The following is an 18,480-nucleotide window of genomic DNA, read 5'->3' on the forward strand; positions in this document are numbered from 1 at the left end:
ATACATACCTTGGCTATAGACAGAGTTTAGCCCGGCTATACCTTTAAGACCCGGAAATGATTCTGTGAGCTTATAACGGTCAGCTTCAGAAGATCCGGTTCTCCAGACGCTACCGTCCTTCATTCGGACAACCAGATTACCTTCGTCATCGAATCGGGCTTCTGCTGCATTTTCGGTGATGGTTACGGGTATATATTTATTCAAACCTTTCGGTTCATAATTATTTCTGTTATAGACCAGCACTTCGCCTGATTGCAAAACAACTGAAATGAGGTCTACAGCTCCCGGTGAGCTGGTATATCCGTCCAGTGAGACTATTTCAGCCGCACTGTTAAATTGCGCAACTTTGCCGCCAAATCCATAAATCGCTTTAATCATACCTGATGTAGTTAAATAGACATCATATCCGCCTACTTTGGCGAACATAGAAATATCCGATTCAACTATACCCCCGCTTGCCAGACTGCGGACACTGCCTTCCCCGTCCAAATATAATCTTCCTGATATTTGAACTGCCTTGGTTGTGTTATTCACGACATCAGGCTGATCGACTCCGGAGAGTTGTATAAGATTCCCGTTACTTTGAATCCCGTAGCCAGACTCAATCTCGGCAAGATCCAAATTCAGCTGCTTATATCCTCCCTTGGCAGTATCTTTTATCCAGACCGTACCATCACTTAGTAAATAGCTCCCCTCATCTTCATCAAAATCAATAATATTTGTGCTTGCTGCATGAACCGTCTTCCCCGGCAAAAGCACGCTCACCGCAAGTAATGCAGCAAGCATCCATTTCAAACCTTTCATCTTCCAAAATCCCCCTTTGTGTATGACGCACTCATAAATGTATCACAAATGCAAAGATATTCCAGAGGAATTTTGATACAGCCCTGCAGCAAAAAACTGCCTGCAATCGCTGAGATCGCCGGCAGTTTTTTGGAAGCACAATTGCTCTATTTTTCTTAAACCTTACCCTCTTTAACCTTCTGTACCTCATACATATTAACAGCAGTACTCAGGATATAAGCCGGTTTCTCTTGTCCCCTGCTGTTGCGGTGACCCTGGATATGTGCGTCGCTTTTCTCCCAGTTCTTCCAGGCATCCTCAGATTCCCAGCGGATCAGCAGCAGAACCTCTTCATTGTCCTTGCCCTTCTTGTTAAGCGCGATGCTGATATCAATCAGCCCCGACATTTCCTCAAGTGCGCCTGGTGCGCTGAATTTTTCAATAATCTGGGAGCTGTATCCTTTTTCTACTACGATGGATCTCGTCTGAATAAGCATCAATGATTCCTCCTGTGTATAGGGTGTGCTGGCAGGCTCTGCACAGTGCATCCCCGCTATTTTAGTTGGATACGCAACTACCTTTCATTCTAATTGATAATCGTTATCATTTCCAGTCTGCTTTTGTCCAGTAGCGGATTATGGGAGCTGCATACCAGTCAGGCCGCCAAAAATATCACCGGGCAGAAATTCTGACGCAAGACGGTAGCGGGCTTGGGGAGGATGCCAGAAAAGCATAAGACCCCCGCTTAGCTGTAAGCAGGGGGCTTGGCTTTACTATTTAAGCAGCTCAAATTGCTTAACAAACATATCGATGCCTAGTCCTGATTTGATCTCCAGTAAAAGGGAATCGGGATGATCCAGCCGGTTACTGGCAAACACCTGTTCATAGCCATTCGACAGTCCTGCCCCCGTATTCATAGGCAACTCCACTGTTCGGGAACCGGACCTTGAAGCAATAGTTCCAAAGAAGTAATCAAAGACCCTCTGCCTAACCTCCCATTTATAATCGTCTTCATTTTTCAATTCATACCTGACCTTGATCATCAAGGGCGACATTTCAACACGGCTCAGTACAACCTCATGTCCTTCTATCTGAAATTCCTTATTCGGATAGATAACCTCCGTCTTCGTCTCCTTGAACTTCTGATCCAGATCTATAACAAACTTAATTCTTGGAGAGTAGTGAATATCCGCCATAATGGTGCCGGTCTTCGGATCATCCATTTTGCCCGGATCGACCGAAGCAATCAGAAAGTCTGCCTCCAGCTGCTCCGGAAACGGCCTGCTGCGGTCCAGCTCAAACTCGCTTTTTCCGTAATATTTATGATAGTCTTCCTCACCGTTTAGCTTGGCGTGTGCCCCGATCCCTCCGGTCCGGTTAAGGCGGTTGCCGGTCTGAACATCCAGCATTCTGCTGCTGCTGAAGCCGTAAATCTCCTGATCGTTCGACGTTTCTGCCGTGTATAACAGGATAATCCGGTTCTCGTCTGCCGTAACTGCATTCAGGGTTATGAGATATCCGTCCACTTCCACCCCGTTGTCCAGCAGCTGAACATAATCATTACGTACCGCTGATTCAAAGGTTTCTGCATTATTCTTATAGCTGATGAATTCCCTGAACGGCTCAAGCACTCCCCAATCCTGCGGCTCGGTATTTACGGGAATCTGCTGATCGGCATGCCATACCGGTATGATGAACAGCACGAATGCAACCACTGCTGCTACAGCCACCCCGTAAAAAGCCCCTTTCATTAACGAATTCCGCTTACTGCCGCTTTTTCCGCGCTCCATACCGTTTTGAACCGCCAGCCTGATCTGATGGTTGTCCGTCTCCCCTTGAAGCTGCAGCTGCAGCCTGGCCGCTTCCTCCAGCATAATCTGCTCTTCCCTGCTGTTAATCATTCCACTCCCCCCGATCCTTCATAATCGCCCGAAGCTGCTTAAGCCCTTTGTGCTGCCAGGTTTTAACCGTACCCTCAGGCTTGTTCAACAGCACCGCTATCTCCCCGAGCGTCATGTCGTTATAGTATTTGAGCAGCAGCACATGACGGTACTTCGGCTTAACCTGATCAAGCGCCCAGCGCATCTCCAGCCGTCCGTTGTTCTGCACCATAACCCGCTCCTGCATACGCTCATCCGGTGTCGGAACACTTCTTTTCCTTCTGCGCTGCTCATCGATACAGACGTAGATCAGAATACGGATGATCCATGCTTTAAAAGCGCCCGGGTCCTTCAGCGTTTTCCGCTTGATCCAGGCCCGGCATGTGCTCTCCTGCACCGCTTCCAGTGCATCATTCCGGTTGCCCAGGTAACTGTAAGCGATCTGATACAGCCGGGCGCTGTGCTCCATCACCGATTCATAGAACCTCGCCTCTTCACTTGAAGCTGTGCCGGTCAACCTTTTCATCTCTATGCCAGACATTGTCATCCAGCCCCCTCCTCTTTCCAGCCCTACAAAGTATAAGACGGAGAGCACCCGTAAACAGTTTTCCCTGCGGACAAATTCAAAAGAGCCTCCGGCATGGAGGCTCTTCTTCTTATAATAAATTCACAATCCAAACCTGAATTACAGCACCCAGTTACCTTTGCGGAACACCGGCTCGACCGTACCGTCAGCAAGCTCACCGTCAATCTCAAGCTCGGCTGAGCCAATCATGAAGTCAACATGGGTCAGGCTGACATTGGCGCCGCGTTTGATCAGCTCCTCGCTGCTGAGGCCCACGCCGCCTTCGATATTTACCGGATAGGCGCTGCCCAGCGCAAAATGACAGGAAGCATTTTCGTCGATACCGGTGTTATAGAACACTCTGTTCAGACGGGAAATCGGAGAATCATGCTGTACCAGAGCGACCTCGCCCAGATAGGAAGCACCTTCATCCGTTTCCAGCAGGGTGGTCAGATGCTCACGGCCGGAAGCCGCATCATAGGCGGTTACCTTTCCGTCAGTAAAGGTGAATGTAATACCGTCAACCAGACGCCCGTTGAGGTTGAGCGGAAGCGTACTGGCAACCGTCCCGTTCACACCTGTCCGCAGCGGCATCGTATAGATCTCTTCAGTAGGCATATTCGCTACAAAATATACACCGCTGCCGTTCTCGCCGCCGCCGCCGCGCCACAGATGGCCTTCAGGCAGCTCTACATGCAGATCTGTGCCGGGTGCGCGGTAGTGCAGGCTTTTGTAGCGCTTGGCGTTCATCCGGTCCTGGCTTAGCTTCAGCTCTGCAATATGCTCGCGCCACGCCGCTACCGGGTCCTCGCTGCCCACCCGGTTCATCTGGAATACCGCTTCCCACATAGCGTCAATCCGCTGCTCCTGCGGCAGATCGGCGAACACCTTATCCGCCCAGGCACGGGTCGGCGCTTTGATCAGCGACCAGCTGATTTTGCTGCTGCGGGTGTAATTCTGATAGTTCCTGCGGGCAATCGCAGCTGCTTTGACAGCTGTAGAGACCTTGGCAGATTCGATACCGTTGAACAGCTCAGGATTTGGTACTTTGATATGTAAAATCGCTCCGCCCTCTTCAGCAAAGCCTTCCAGCATATCGGCATGCCACTGCGGATAATAGCTGAACGAATCCTCAGGCGCCTTCTCATACCGGATGCGCGTAACCGCCTCGTCATCCCAGTCCACCATTACATATTTTGCGCCGGCTTCGTACGCTTTGCCTACGATAAGACGGGTAAGCTCTGCTGTTTCAAGCGGTGCATGCACCATCAGCACCTGACCGGGCTGCACATTCACTCCGACCTTCACCACCAGATCGGCATATTTCTCAAGCATGATTCCGAAATCCTTCATTGTTCCATTTCCTCCATCTCTGTCTGTTCTGCCATTCTTATCTCAATAAAAGCTCCAGTAGTTATTTTAACGCAAAACACACAAGATGGCGATTTTTGTTGCGTAAGCTTCACAGGGCCTATCCTTTGCTTCATCTAAGATAATCTGCAAATGATGATTTCTATATATACAAAAACGGTTCCCGGGCAGGAACCGCCTTCATCCAAACTGCCTGCTCACGCCTTATTGTTTATCCACCTGCAGCAAAGTTATTTCTTTTACAGTAAACGTGCCGGTGAGCCTCTCTTCCTCAATAACCTTCAGCTTGGCAAGGCTTGCCACCTTGGCAGAATCCGCCTTGGACAGCAGCCGCCACACCTGGGGATCAGCCAGCGTATTATACAGCTTTTCATCGTCATATTCCTTGCGTTTCTGCGTAACCAGCTTCACCTTATAGCTGCCGGCCAGCACCTCAGTCTCCCCCAAAGCGGCACAGTGGGCGATAATCTCCTGCCTGAGCTCTGTAAGCTCCTTCTCAATCTCCTTTTGCTTCATTTTGAGCTTGTAGTATTGCTGCACCTTCTTATCCATTCAGCTCACGCTCCTCTCCTGACATATGTATGCCGGAGAGAATCATTATAATGAATAAATCCATAGAATCCGTTTTCAATAAATTCTATAATAGAAAAGCAATCTGCAGGGATTCCATCTGCGGTAACGTCTATATTAATAATCCTAATCTGATTATTCCAGCCGGAAGACTGGTAAATATAACGTATGCGCGAAGCAAATTTACTGACGGCAGGTGGACTATGTTTCAATCCTATCTTTTTCCGATCTCTTATGCATTCCTGGCCTTCCCGGTTGCAGCACTGCTGTTTACCTTGCCTTTTCTGATTGTCCAGTACCGGAGGCACGGGTATATCCACAAGCTCCGGGCGCTCATTCTGTATCTTCTGCTGCTGTATTTATTGAATGCCTTATTCCTGATTATGCTGCCGTTTCCGGCAACCAGACACAATTTACCTCCAGCCGGCGGGAGTCTGCAGCTTGTTCCCCTTCAGTTCATCGAGGAGATTCTGCACAGCAGCCGCTTTACTGCGGATACTCCCTCTACCTATCTGTCTTTACTGAAGGAGCCGGCTTTTTATCAGGCTGTATTCAATGTGCTGCTTACTGTCCCGTTCGGCATGTTTCTCGGTTATTATTTCCGCACGAGATGGGTAGTGTGCATTCTGCTCTCCTTCAGCCTGTCCCTGTCGTTTGAGATTACACAGATTACCGGAATATACGGCTTCTTCGATCATCCCTACCGGGTATTTGATGTAGATGACCTGATAACTAACACACTTGGCGGAATTATCGGATACCGTATCGCCCTCTGGATCTCCGGGCTGCTTCCGCAGATTGAACAGTTGGATGCCAATGAGGATTTAAGTGCAAAACGGGTTACCTTTACACGCCGGGTTATCGCTTTTTTACTGGATGCCTGTGTATGGATGCCCGCTGCCGGGCTGCTCAGCCTGCTTCCTGTACCGGCTCCGTTTTGGATTACACTTACTGCTTACTTTTTGCTGATTCCATGCCTGACCAAAGGCCGGACTCCCGGCAAATGGGTGGTGCGTATTGCCGTGCAGAGCAGATCGGATGCGCCGCGGCTGTGGAGGCTGACTGTAAGGTACGGACTTCTGTATGGAGTTCTGCCGGGCATGAACATTATCCTGTTCGACTCTATATTCGCTGCCGCCCTTCATCAGGAGCTGGCTGCTACCGCCCGGGGTATTGTACTCTTGGCGGATCTCCTGTTTCTCATCCATATCATCATTAGCATATTCCGTAAGAAAGAGCTGTTCTACGAGCGCCTGAGCGGAACCCGGAATGTAATCCTATGGCCGGAAAAACAGCTGTTATCGGAACCGGAGCTCCGGCCGTATACCATTGATTAGTAAGGAGAAGATGCCTTGTGGAACAAATGAATCCAAGGACTTGGATTATAGAAGCCGATATTGCCTCGATGCAGGCCGAAATGACCCGTGGTTCGTTGACTTCGGTACAGCTGGTGCAGCTATACCTTGAGCGGATCGGCAGACATGACAACGTCATTAATGCTGTGCTTGAGCTGAATCCAGATGCGCTGGGAATTGCCGCGCAGCTGGATCAGGAGCGGCTGGTTACAGGCCCCCGCGGCAGCCTGCATGGAATTCCTCTGCTTATCAAAGATAACATTGATACCGCTGACAAGCTTCATACAAGCGCAGGCTCAATCGCTCTGGCAGATTCACTTGCCTCGGCTGATGCTGATCTCATCAGTCATTTACGTGCAGCAGGTGCGGTTATTCTCGGCAAAGCGAACATGACGGAATGGGCTAACTTCATGGCTCCAGGCATGTGGGCAGGCTATAGCTCCCGCGGCGGACTGGTCCTGAACCCTTATGGACCCGGTGAGCTGTTCGTAGGCGGTTCCAGTTCAGGCAGTGCGGCAGCCGTAGCAGCTAATCTGGCAGCCGCAGCCGTTGGAACCGAGACCTCCGGTTCTATAATCGGTCCGGCCAGCCAGAACAGTGTAGTCGGCATTAAGCCGACAGCCGGACTGGTCAGCATGGCCGGAATCATCCCCGGCATCAGCAGTCAGGACACAGCCGGTCCGCTGGCCAGAAGCGTAGCTGATGCCGCCTTGCTGCTGGGAGCTATGGCCGGGCCTGCCGCTTCCCGGTCAGCAGACCGGGACATAGGTCTAATTCCAGAGGATTACACAGCTTTTCTTGACCCGCAAGGTCTGCAGGGCAAGCGGATCGGCATTCCGGCAACCGTCTATCAGGATCTGCATCCGGATGTTCTGGCGATTATGAATGATGCCATTGCCGTAATGGCTGACAACGGCGCTGTAATCATAGATCCTGTAGAGCTGCCTTGCCTCGCGGCCGACTGGAGTCCTGTGATGCTGCAATATGAGTTCAAAAGAGGCTTGAACCGCTACCTGGCTAAGCTTGCCGGTCATCTTCCCGTACACAGCCTAAGTGAACTGATCCAATATAATCTGCAACACAGTGACAAAGCGCTGAAATACGGCCAGGGAACGCTGGAATGGCTCGAGTATTCCGGGGAAGAAATTACAGAAGCGCAGTACCGGAAGGAGCTTCAGCTATCCCGCGCATCGGCAAGAGAACAAGGAATAGATTACGCGTTGTCCAAGTATCAGCTTGATGCTGTAATGTTCCCTGGCTTCCATGGAACAGATATTGCGGCAAGGGCCGGTTACCCGCTCATTACCGTACCTGCCGGGTATGCAGCTGACGGCAGCATAACACCCGGAGGCTACACTACAAAAGGCCCTCACGGGGTGACCTTTTGCAGTACCGCTTTCAGTGAGCCGGCCCTGATCTGTATTGCTTACAGTTTTGAACAGGCCGCACAACGGCGTTATCCTCCCCGCCTGTTTACTTAATAATGCCTATCCATTTTAGAATAAGGAGCTATTAACATGAACAAGACCCGTGTTATTCCGCAACTGCCCAGAAGTCTGCCTGAAGAACAAGGTATCCGGTCAAGCGCTGTATCTGCCTTCCTCAACCGGATTAAGGAAGCCGATCTCACCCTTCACAACTTCATGCTCCTGCGTCACGGCCATGTTGTAGCCGAAGGCTCATGGTCGCCCTATACTCCTGAGCGGCAGCATATGTTGTTCTCACTCAGCAAAAGCTTCACAGCCACAGCTGTCGGGCTTGCCGCTGCAGAGCAGCTGTTGTCACTGGAGGATAAAGTGGTCTCCTTCTTCCCTGAAGAAGCCCCGGATCAGCCCGGCAGTAACCTGGCACAGATGAATATCAGCCATCTGCTTATGATGGGTACAGGGCACACTGAGGATACGATGACTGAATTGCTGAATGATGCGGAAGGCAACTGGGTCAAAGCCTTTTTGCGGCAGCCTGTTGACCGGGAGCCGGGTACTTTTTTCCTGTACAACACCGGGGCAACTTATATGCTGTCTGCTATCCTGCAGAAGGCATCCGGTCAGACTCTGCTCGAATATCTCATTCCGCGGCTCTTCGCTCCTCTCGGGATCAGCAATCCGGTGTGGCAATCCTGTCCGCGCGGTATCAACACCGGTGGCTACGGGCTGAGCATAACTACAGAGGACATTGCCAGATTCGGCCAGCTTTATCTCCAAAAAGGCATGTGGAACGGCGAACAGCTCCTCCCGCAGGAGTGGATAGAGGCTGCAAGCTCGAAGCAGATCGCGAACGGCGACGGACAGCCGGATAGCGGTGACTGGTCCCAAGGCTATGGTTACCAGTTCTGGAGATGCCGGCATAACATTTACCGGGGCGACGGGGCTTTTGGCCAGTTCTGTATCATTATGCCGGAGCAGGATGCCGTCATCGCGATTACCAGCGGTACAAATAAAATGCAGGAGGTAATGAATGCGGTATGGGAACTGCTGCTACCGGGCATGTCTGGGGAGAAAGAGCCTGCCGCGCTGCATCCGGCAGCAGCGGATCTGTTGTCAGAACAGCTAAGCTCACTGCGGTTTGATCCCCCGGCGGCGGTGAACGTTTCAGATGCGGAAGCCGGAATGAATAGTCTTGTCTATCATATGGAACCCAACGAATATCAGCTCGAAACATTGTCCGTTACCTTCAGCAGCAATGAAGCCATACTCACCCTACGCACTGTGCCTGCCGGCATTCAGGAAGTCGTACTGGGGCGCAGTGAATGGATGTTTAGCAGTGCAAAGCTTATGCAGGACTCCGACTCAGCAGATGCGGTTATGTCAAGCTTCACCTGGGCGCCCGGGGATGTCCTGCAGCTGACCATGCTGCTTGTAGAAACACCCTTTTGTTACACGCTAGAGATTGCGGTGAAAGAACAAGCCATCCTGCTGACAATGACGGTAAATGTGACAATGGGGCCATTAGAGCCACCAGTACAGATTCAAGGCACGCTCCAGCCGTAATCAGCCAGACCTATAAGTTTACAAACAAGCGGCCATGACACCCCCTACCGGGATGCATGGCCGCTTTTACACGCAACAGACTATTAGACAAACTCGTTTATCTTAAGCACAACCGGACAATGATCACTGCCCAGCACATTACAATCAATAGAGGCATCAATCAGCTGGGGGCCAAGCCGGGAGGAAGTCAGAAAATAATCAATCCGCCAGCCGACATTCCGCTCCCTCACTTTCGGCATATAGGACCACCATGTATACGCACCTTCTGTCTCCGGATAAAAGAACCGGAACGTATCAATGAACCCAGCCTCCAGCAGTGTGGTCATTTTGGCGCGCTCTTCATCGGTGAAGCCTGAATTTCCGCGGTTGGACTTGGCATTTTTTAGGTCAATATCAGCATGGGCAACATTGAGGTCTCCGCAGACCAGCACCGGCTTCAGCTTGTCCAGCTCCAGAAGATAACCGCGGAAGCGGTCCTCCCATTCCATCCGGTAATCGAGGCGTGTCAGATCACGTTTGGCGTTGGGCGTATAGACATTAACCAGATAAAAGCTGCCGAATTCCAGCGTAATGACACGGCCTTCAGGCTCTGAGTCCTCCTCCAGCCCGTATCTTACCGAAAGCGGCTTGATTCTGGTAAAAACCGCTGTTCCCGAGTACCCTTTTTTCTGCGCATAATTCCAGAACTGATAGTATTCCTCTCCCTGATCCAGGGTAATCTGTCCCGCCTGCAGCTTTGTCTCCTGTACGCAGAAAATATCCGCTGCACTTTCCTTAAAATATTCATTAAAGCCCTTGCCCACACAGGCTCTCAGGCCGTTGACGTTCCAGGATACCAGCTTAATCATGCTCATTCTCCTTATAGTCAGATCATTTATTAAGAATTTAATATAAATAGTTGAACTAATATAGTGTACCATATTATCAACTGTCCGTGACTACGGCAGCATGATACAATAACTGGGCTATTGCTTTTCAATTCAAAGAAAATGTGAGGATCGCCAAACTATGAATACTCCCGCACTGCTCAGGAGCTTTAACTTTTTGTACTTTGCCCTGCTGGCAATGTTTATTCCATTCCTGCCCGTCTTTCTGGATATGCAGGGGCTGAGTCCGGGGCAGACCGGCCTCGTTATCGGAACAGGCGGCTTCATTACCATTATCGCCCAGCCGCTCTGGGGAATGATAAGTGACAGAACCCGTACAATCCGCAGGGTACTGCTCCTGCTGCTCCTGTGCTCAGCGGTCACCGGTTATTTTTTATACGCTTCAGGCAGTTATATTCAGCTGGTGCTGTTTGCGATGCTGCTGTATTTCTTTCTGATGCCCATTGATCCGCTTACCGAAAGCCTGAATTTCCGGATCGCTGAGGTTAACGGTATAAGCTACGGCTCCATCCGAACCTATGGCGCTCTCGGCTACGGAGTTATGGCGCTTCTTACCGGATATGTCTTGAATTCCTTCGGAGCACAAGGCCTGGGACTGCTGTTTGCCGGCAGCTGTATCGCAGGTTTCGCAATCAGCTGGAGAATGCCGGACGCTCCTGTATCGGGTAAGCCCGTTACGCTTGGCAGCCTTAAGCTATTTCTTAAGAACCGGGAAACGCTGCTGTTTCTCCTGCTAATCTTCATCTGCTCTGTACCGGCCAGAATGAATGATACCTTTTTGGGTGTACATATTTTAGAGCTCGGGGGCAGCTCTGCTCTCGTCGGCCAATCGTTTTTTCTCGCAGCTATCAGTGAAATCGTGGTGTTCGCCCTCAGCTTCCGGTGGCTGCGCCAAGGTAAAGAGCTGATTATTATTACATTTGCCGGTTTCTTTTATTTTGTCCGCTTTTTCCTTTCAGCCTGGATATCAGACCCTCACGTGCTGGCTTATCTGCAGGTTTTGCAGGTGCTGACCTTTCCGGTATTTTATTCGGCAGCCATTCAGTATCTGTATAGCATCGTACCCGAGGAATGGCGGGCTACCGGACAGACTGTACTCGCACTTCTGTTCTTTGGCGTCTCAGGCATACTGGCCTCCTATGCAGGCGGTGCGCTTTACGGAACTTTTGGCGGCAAAATCTTTTTTCTGAGTGTAGCGGCAATGTCCCTCTTCGGCACTGCCTTCGGATTTGCTCTTCACTATAAGAATGTGCGAACCTCCTGAGACATACGTATCAGCATTTAATAGATTCGTTGAATATGATAATCTATCAAATGCAAAAGGAGGTCATGAACATGGCTATTTTATTACCGCAACAATTCTTCAACCTGCCGGCCGGAGTCGGCAAATCGTACTATGAAAATCTAAACGGCGGAGCAAATGCTGCTGTTACCGTCCAGAACAACTCCGCTTTTCCGGTAGATCTGGTACTGTACGCTGTCAATGCTCCTATAGTAACCTACACGATCCCGCCGTTTGACAGTCTCACCATCCAGTTGGCGCATCTGCTTGTTGCTGCTCTGCGAAGCACCGCTGCCGGAGCAACCTTTGGCTTTATCCAGATTGCAACATCAGATTTCTAAGTGAACTATCAGCGTTAACAATAATGTGATCAGAGTATCCGCCATACTCGCTCATAATCCTCCTCCTTCAATAAAAGACCCCTGGCCGCTTGAGCGGCCAGGGGTTTCGTATCGTACAGCAGCTTAATCCGTTATACAACTTCAGCTTCTGTCTCCGGCATAGGACCTGTATATACCGATTGCGGACGGAAAATCCGGTTGTTTGCAGACTGCTCCAGAATATGCGAGGTCCAGCCGACAATTCTTCCTGCCGTGAACGTCGGTGTAAAGATGTCCGGGTCCAGCTGCAGCGCTTTGAGAATAGCCGCAGCATAGAACTCAACATTGGTAAACAGCCGGCGGCCCGGCTTGTATTCCTCCAGCAGCCGGATCGCAGTATGCTCCACATGAATAGCCAGATCGAAGGACGGATCCTTGCCGATCATCTCTCTGGTTGCTATCATCAGCGCTTCTGCGCGCGGATCTTTGGTCTTATAAATCCGGTGGCCGAAGCCCATAATCTTGCCGCGGTTGTCTAGAACATTACGGATCCACGGTTCAGCCCGGTCCATCGTTCCGATCTCCTCCAGCATAGAGATGACTTCTGAAGGTGCACCACCATGCAGCGGCCCCTTCATGGCACCGATCGCCCCGCAGACAGCTGCACACATATCCGATTCGGTTGACAGAACAACCCGGGATGCAAAGGTTGAAGCGTTCATTCCGTGCTCCATGCAGAGAATCTGGTAGGCACTGAGCGCCTGAACATGCGCCTGCTCAGGAACACTGCCATTCAGCATATACAGGTAATTTGCCGCATGCCCCAGCTCTGTCAGCGGCTCAATTTCAGGCAGGTTGTTTAATTTGCGGTATCTGTAAGCAATAATCGCCGGCAGGACCGAAGTCAGCCGGATCGCCTGCTTGAGTGTCGGCGGCCACGTCGCATTGTCCTTGTCACCCAATGCTGCGACTGCACTCTGCAGGACAAGCATCATCGGAACCGACGGCGGAAGCAGATCAATCATCCTTTTCAAATACACTGGAATCGCTCTGGCTGCTGACATCTCCTGCTTAAGCTGAGCCAGTTCATCCGCATCCGGCAGGCGGCTGTTCCACAGCAGATATGCAACCTCCTCATAGCTCCTGCTTACAGCAAGCTCCTTTGCCCAATACCCGCGGTAAACTAAATATCCCTTCTCGCCGTCCACCAGCCCGATATCTGTTTCTCCTGCTACTACGCCTTCTAATCCGGTTACCTTTGCCATTGTTACATACTCCTTTTCCGGTCGTACTAAAGTTAACATCATATAAGAAGTATATGCCGGAATTTCGATATTGCATATTTATTGTTTTTTATGAATACATAAATTTTTTTTATCATTTATAGCAAAAGCTTATTTCATCAGCTGCCGCAGCTTGGATTCTGTATTGGAATCCGCGGCCGGAGTATAGATGCTGCAACGTAAATCAGCGGTACCATGAACCTGGAGCGAGGTAAGCTGGAACAGCATTTTACCTGCTTTGGCATGGCGGAATTCCAGCACTACATCCGGCGCACTGCTGACCCTGCTCTCCTCCCACAGCTCCTGAAACCGGGGGTGCTGCACCTTCATTTCCGCAATAAAGTCATCATACCAGCGGTCCTCTACATATTGGCCGTAATATGCCCGGAAAATAGAGAGATATCCGCGGACAAACTGCTCCCAGTTCACGGCCAGCCGCTGAAATTCTTTGCGGACGAACAGAAGGGAGATCATGTTCCGCCCCTCCGCCGGTAGTGCAGCGAAATCCAGAAATACATGGGCTGCAGCCTCATTCCAGCCGACAATATTGCAGTGGCGGTCTGATATGATGGTTGGGCAGGTAGTAAGCTCCAGCAGGATTTTGTGCAGGGAGGGGCTGATTACCGTTGACTCCTCAAGCTGATAAGCAGCCGGACCAAGGCCGTTATCGAGTGCCAGTGCAAACAGGTAATTCCGCTCATCCTTAGTCAGCTTAAGTGCAACGGCAATGCAGTCCAGCACTGAGGGGGATACCTTGATATCTCTTCCCTGTTCAAGCCAGGTATACCATGTGCTGCTCACACCGGCCAGCTGTGCCACTTCTTCCCGCCTAAGCCCCGGTGTTCTTCTCCGGGTGCCTTCCGGCAGTCCGGCGGAGGCCGGGGTAATAGCCGCACGGCGCGATTTCAAAAAGCCTGACAGCGCCTGCAGTCTTGTCTCATTGGACATGGTTGTTGTCCCCGCCTTTCCTGTGAACATATACAATAGTAGTAATTATACTAGTATAACCTACAACTTGTAATAGGATAAGGAACATGAAAAAATACAGTTACTACCCCTGTTAGAAAATAAAAAACGGATTCTGGGAGGATTCATTCAATATGGAACGAGTAGTTATTACCGGAATGGGAGTCATTTCACCGCTTGGCAACACTGTAGAACAATTCTGGAATCGTTTAAGCTCAGGTGAGTCAGGTATATCTCCGATCACTTCATTTGATACAGCCCGTTACAAAAGCAGAATCGCCGGACAAGTCAGAGACTTTGATCCGGAAGGACGCTTTGGCCGCAAGGAAGCCCGCCGGATGGACCGGTTCGTCCAGTTTGCCCTGGCGGCGGCTGAAGATGCCTGGGCCGATTCCGGCCTGCGCCTGGAGGACATGGACCAGGAAAGACTAGGTGTGTATGTAGGCTCAGGCGTTGGCGGCATTCAGACACTCATGGAGCAGACAGACCTGCTCAGAACGCGCGGGCCGGAAAGAGTCAGCCCCACCCTGATTCCAATGCTGATCTCCAACATGGCTGCGGCGATGATCAGCATCCGGTTCGGGGCACTTGGCCCGGCACTTTCACCGGTTACCGCCTGCTCTATCGGAAATACCGCGATCGGCGAAGCCTTCCGGCTGATCCGCTACGGCGGCGCAGATTGTGTAATTGCCGGCGGTGCCGAAGCAGCCATCACTGAAATCTCGCTGGCCAGCTTCGGTAATGCCACTTCCCTGTCTGCCCGCAATGACGATCCAGGCAGGTCCAGCCGGCCGTTTGACGGCGGCCGGGACGGCTTCGTTATCGGAGAAGGCGGCGCCATCCTGATTCTGGAGTCGCTGTCACATGCCCTGCGCCGTAATGCAGTCATCTATGCCGAGGTTACCGGCTACGGCGCAAGCTCTGATGCTTATCATATGGTCGCGACTCATCCTGAAGGGACAGGCGCCTACCTGGCAATGAAGTCAGCCTTGCGCGAAGCCGGAGTGCAGCCTGAGGAGGTAGACCTGATCAGCGCACATGCAACCAGCACGCTGATAGGCGACCGTTCGGAGACAGCTGCAATTAAGAAGCTGTTTGGAGAAGCCGCCTACCGCATTCCGGTTACAGCGAACAAATCGATGACAGGACATACTCTTGGGGCAGCAGGAGGCCTGGAAGCTGTTGCTTTAATTAAGAGCATTCAACAAGGTCTTATTCCGCCTACAATCAACCAGGAAATTCCTGATCCGGACTGTGACCTGGATTATGTGCCGAACACCGCCCGGAAGGCCGGGCTTGACATCGGGATATCCAATTCTTTCGGCTTCGGCGGTCATAACGCGGTTATCGTACTGCGGAAGTACCGGTAATACAAATAACCTCCCGCTCACCCATTATCTGCGGTAAGCGGGAGGTTATCGTTATAATCAGGTCAGCTTCTATTCTTCTTTACTCCCGCCAGAGATATGACTTCCCCAAATGGCTGTTCCATCATCAGATAGAGCGGTAAAGGTCATGACATTCCTTTCAGCTGCCTCACTCCATTCCCGCAGGAATACACCGCTGTATTTCACATCTTCTACCGTAATAGTTGCAGTATGATCCCCGTCCAGACTCCATGTACCGGATACAGCTCCGGTTATTGTACCGTCAGCTGTCAGTTTGACAGCTTCTGACTGCACCAGCCCGGCGGAAATATCTCTGCCGTGATTTATATATTTATACTCTCCGGCAATATCCTGTGTAGTGTAGCTGCCGATCTTCTCACCGCCGTAGCGGTGCGGGGCTACAACCGGCCAGCCCTGTTCATTCATGAACATCTGGTGGACCCGCACTTCATGTGCTTCACCGCGGTAAGGGAACCGCGTATGAAAGATCAGAAAATACCGGCTGCTTTCTTCATCGTAATAGGCTGAATTATGCCCTGGTGATACATACCCCTCTCCGGCAGCCTCAGGCTCTGACGCGCTGTTCATGAACTCAAAATTCCCCATCAGCTTAACGCCGTAAGGCGAATAGAAAGGATCGTCAAACAGCTTGTCCGGATTCCCGATTGCATCAAGCATGGATTGTCCGGCAGAATCCTCAAACGGGCCGTCAGGATTCCGGGAGCGGGCTACCCGGATATTATACCCGCCGTTTGCATCAAGCCCTCCAAAGGAAAGAAACAAATAATAGTATTCGGTCTCCGGGCTGTACAGCATATACGGGCCTTCAATCCGCGCATGATTTGCACCGAGCAGCTTCTTGCCGTACCCCTGGTCCGGAAGCGGGAAGCCGCTGGCAGGATCAAGCTCCAGTATAAATATTCCGCCGGAGTACGATCCGTATACCATCCACAGCCTGTCATCCTTATCAAAAAAAACATCCGGATCTACTACATTCGGCTTTGTGGCGGCATCATAGATCTTACCGTCATCGCCGACACCGGACATTCCGGATTTCAGGATAATACCCAGGTCCTTGTAGGGACCTTCAATCTTGTCCGAAACGGCGATTCCCATGGCTGATAAGGGAGAATCCCCTCGGCAGGCATTGTAATACATGTAGAACTTTCCGTCAGCAAGCTGAATGACATCGGGTGCCCATAAGGTATCTGACTGCGCCCAGCTAAAGGTCTCACTAAGCTCCTCTGTAACGTTAGGGATAAGCACATTTCCGTCCTCGACTACTGAAGAAATCTGCTCCCACGCCATCAGATCCTCAGATTTGGCTGATGCAAGGTGTGAGCCGAATACATAATACATACCGTCAGCCTTGATGACAGACGGGTCATGCACTGAAACATTCTCGAATTGCGGCATATGATCTCCTCCTCCGCTGCAGCCTGATAACAGGGTGAGCATTAATAGTGTTGCTATGGAACGCTTCTTCATCGGCAACCCTCCTATGTATACCCTTACATTTTGCTGCGGGAAGATATAATAGTCAATAGTTTTATTTATATTAATTAATACTGTTTCATATATATATAAATTATAAACATAAAAAAGGGCGCAAAAAAGCGCCAAGCCGAATAATCGGCCTGACGCTAGTCTTATTAATATAAACCAAAAGCAGATCATTAATGCAAAGCTCAGGCTTCAAACAGAACAGGCTGCGGGTATGCATTTGGCATAACACGCTGTCTTTTCTTCACAACCGCCGGCGGCTCAACAGCCGGAGCCATCGGATGCATCAGCCAGGACTTCACCAGGTGAGAGTCAGAAACTTTATACATCGGAGGTTCCTTTTCCATATCAATCGCCATAGCATAGGTGCTGCGCAGGGCAAAGGCATCACCCTTAGGCGGCTTGATCAGGTCGGGAGGAGTTCCCGGAATAGCAGTCAGCATAGAGCCCTTGCTGTCCAGGCTTGGCATGGAAGCAAGAAGTCCCCAAGTGTACGGATGTCTAGGGTCGTAGAAGATTTCTTCCGCTGTTCCCATTTCCACAATCTGTCCGGCATACATAACAGCCACCCGGTCAGCCATTCTCGCTACAACACCGAGGTCATGGGTAATGAAAATAATCGCAGTATTAATCTTCTTCTGCAGATCCTTCATGAGATCCAGAATCTGTGCCTGAATGGTTACGTCAAGCGCAGTTGTCGGCTCATCCGCAATCAGCAGCTTCGGGTTAGCCGCAAGCGCCATTGCGATTACCACACGCTGGCGCATACCGCCGGAGAACTCATGCGGGTACTGCTGGAACCGGCGTTCAGGGGAAGGAATTCCCACGAGGCCGAGCAGCTCTACACCCCGTTTGTAGGCAGCATCCTTGCTCATTTTTTCGTGCTTGAACAGTACTTCCGTAATCTGCTTACCGACCTTCATCATCGGATTCAGGGAGGTCATCGGGTCCTGGAAAATCATCCCGATATCCTTGCCGCGGATTTTTTGCATCTGCTTTTCTGTCTTCTTAATCAGGTCTTGTCCATCAAACAAGATCTGTCCGCGTTTGTATTCTCCCGCCGGCTGTGGTACGAGTTTCATAACAGCCTGGGAGGTTACGCTTTTACCGGAACCGGATTCGCCAACAATCGCCAGTGTTTCACCTTTATTTACATGAAAGTTAACACCACGGATTGCTTGCACTTCTCCGCCGCGTGTTTTGAATGAAATTGCTAGGTCCTTTACCTCTAAAAGGCGCTCCATCCTGTCACCCTCTCTGCTCTTTTCAAAAGTACGAAATAGTTCTCATCCTATAGAATAGGCAATAAGTAATATTTTATCTATCATTATACCTCT

At 50.7% G+C, this 18,480-nt stretch carries 17 protein-coding genes; 6 read left to right on the forward strand and 11 right to left on the reverse strand.

The features are described 5' to 3' along the window. From BN3772_RS15825 to BN3772_RS15850, 6 genes are all read right to left on the reverse strand, one after another. Window positions 1-804 (reverse strand): hypothetical protein (locus tag BN3772_RS15825; protein ID WP_042200654.1); only part of this gene is annotated, 804 nt, incomplete at its 3' end. 155 nt (window positions 805-959) lie between these two features. Then, window positions 960-1,280: an antibiotic biosynthesis monooxygenase gene (locus tag BN3772_RS15830; RefSeq protein WP_042200656.1), complete on the reverse strand. Its 321-nt coding sequence runs from the start codon at window positions 1,278-1,280 to the stop codon at window positions 960-962. Between the two features lie 276 nt (window positions 1,281-1,556). Continuing rightward, a complete protein-coding gene (locus BN3772_RS15835; protein WP_042200657.1) occupies window positions 1,557-2,684 on the reverse strand; it encodes a DUF4179 domain-containing protein in 1,128 nt (375 codons plus the stop codon). Continuing rightward, window positions 2,677-3,210, reverse strand: a complete 534-nt coding sequence (locus BN3772_RS15840; protein WP_081947602.1) for a sigma-70 family RNA polymerase sigma factor — start codon at window positions 3,208-3,210, stop codon at window positions 2,677-2,679. The genes BN3772_RS15835 and BN3772_RS15840 overlap by 8 nt, the downstream gene beginning before the upstream one ends. A gap of 138 nt (window positions 3,211-3,348) precedes the next feature. Further along, window positions 3,349-4,581, reverse strand: coding sequence for an aminopeptidase (locus tag BN3772_RS15845; RefSeq protein ID WP_042200658.1), 1,233 nt, complete (start codon window positions 4,579-4,581; stop codon window positions 3,349-3,351). Window positions 4,582-4,803: 222 nt separating this feature from the next. Beyond that, window positions 4,804-5,151 (reverse strand): hypothetical protein, encoded by a 348-nt coding sequence (locus BN3772_RS15850; protein WP_042200659.1) that lies wholly within the window; start codon window positions 5,149-5,151, stop codon window positions 4,804-4,806. 221 nt (window positions 5,152-5,372) lie between these two features. Between BN3772_RS15850 and BN3772_RS15855 the strand changes: the two genes are divergently transcribed. Genes BN3772_RS15855 through BN3772_RS15865 form a run of 3 tightly spaced genes read left to right on the forward strand, consistent with a single transcriptional unit; the run spans window position 5,373 to window position 9,514 of the window. Further along, window positions 5,373-6,506, forward strand: coding sequence for a VanZ family protein (locus BN3772_RS15855; protein WP_042200810.1), 1,134 nt, complete (start codon window positions 5,373-5,375; stop codon window positions 6,504-6,506). A gap of 26 nt (window positions 6,507-6,532) precedes the next feature. Beyond that, a complete protein-coding gene (locus tag BN3772_RS15860; protein ID WP_042200811.1) occupies window positions 6,533-8,005 on the forward strand; it encodes an amidase family protein in 1,473 nt (490 codons plus the stop codon). Between the two features lie 36 nt (window positions 8,006-8,041). Beyond that, complete coding sequence (locus tag BN3772_RS15865) at window positions 8,042-9,514, forward strand: serine hydrolase domain-containing protein (protein WP_042200661.1); 1,473 nt, start codon at window positions 8,042-8,044, stop codon at window positions 9,512-9,514. Window positions 9,515-9,597: 83 nt separating this feature from the next. Here BN3772_RS15865 and BN3772_RS15870 read toward each other — a convergent pair whose 3' ends face one another. After that, entirely contained in the window at window positions 9,598-10,359 is a 762-nt protein-coding gene (locus BN3772_RS15870; RefSeq protein WP_042200813.1) for an exodeoxyribonuclease III, read from the reverse strand. Window positions 10,360-10,522: 163 nt separating this feature from the next. Between BN3772_RS15870 and BN3772_RS15875 the strand changes: the two genes are divergently transcribed. Both BN3772_RS15875 and BN3772_RS15880 read left to right on the forward strand, forming a co-directional pair. Continuing rightward, on the forward strand, window positions 10,523-11,665 hold the full coding sequence (locus BN3772_RS15875; protein ID WP_042200663.1) for an MFS transporter: 1,143 nt from the start codon (window positions 10,523-10,525) through the stop codon (window positions 11,663-11,665). Window positions 11,666-11,736: 71 nt separating this feature from the next. Then, a complete protein-coding gene (locus BN3772_RS15880; protein WP_042200665.1) occupies window positions 11,737-12,024 on the forward strand; it encodes a hypothetical protein in 288 nt (95 codons plus the stop codon). A 131-nt stretch (window positions 12,025-12,155) separates the two neighbouring features. Here BN3772_RS15880 and BN3772_RS15885 read toward each other — a convergent pair whose 3' ends face one another. After that, window positions 12,156-13,268, reverse strand: a complete 1,113-nt coding sequence (locus BN3772_RS15885) for a citrate synthase/methylcitrate synthase (protein WP_042200666.1) — start codon at window positions 13,266-13,268, stop codon at window positions 12,156-12,158. Window positions 13,269-13,397: 129 nt separating this feature from the next. Beyond that, the gene (locus tag BN3772_RS15890; protein ID WP_042200667.1) at window positions 13,398-14,234 is read right to left on the reverse strand and encodes a helix-turn-helix transcriptional regulator; all 837 of its coding nucleotides are present in this window, start codon (window positions 14,232-14,234) and stop codon (window positions 13,398-13,400) included. Between the two features lie 152 nt (window positions 14,235-14,386). Here BN3772_RS15890 and fabF point away from each other — a divergent pair, with 152 nt between their 5' ends. Next, a complete protein-coding gene (gene fabF / locus BN3772_RS15895) occupies window positions 14,387-15,622 on the forward strand; it encodes a beta-ketoacyl-ACP synthase II (RefSeq protein ID WP_042200669.1) in 1,236 nt (411 codons plus the stop codon). Between the two features lie 69 nt (window positions 15,623-15,691). On the opposite strand, the gene abnB is transcribed toward fabF, so the two are convergent. Then, window positions 15,692-17,098, reverse strand: coding sequence for an arabinan endo-1,5-alpha-L-arabinosidase AbnB (abnB, locus tag BN3772_RS15900; RefSeq protein ID WP_244444764.1), 1,407 nt, complete (start codon window positions 17,096-17,098; stop codon window positions 15,692-15,694). A gap of 230 nt (window positions 17,099-17,328) precedes the next feature. Then, window positions 17,329-18,387 (reverse strand): ABC transporter ATP-binding protein, encoded by a 1,059-nt coding sequence (locus BN3772_RS15905; RefSeq protein ID WP_042200672.1) that lies wholly within the window; start codon window positions 18,385-18,387, stop codon window positions 17,329-17,331. Window positions 18,388-18,480: the final 93 nt, after the last annotated feature.

The organism is Paenibacillus camerounensis, from assembly GCF_000723885.1.
Classification (GTDB): Bacteria; Bacillota; Bacilli; order Paenibacillales; family Paenibacillaceae; genus Paenibacillus_AQ; species Paenibacillus_AQ camerounensis.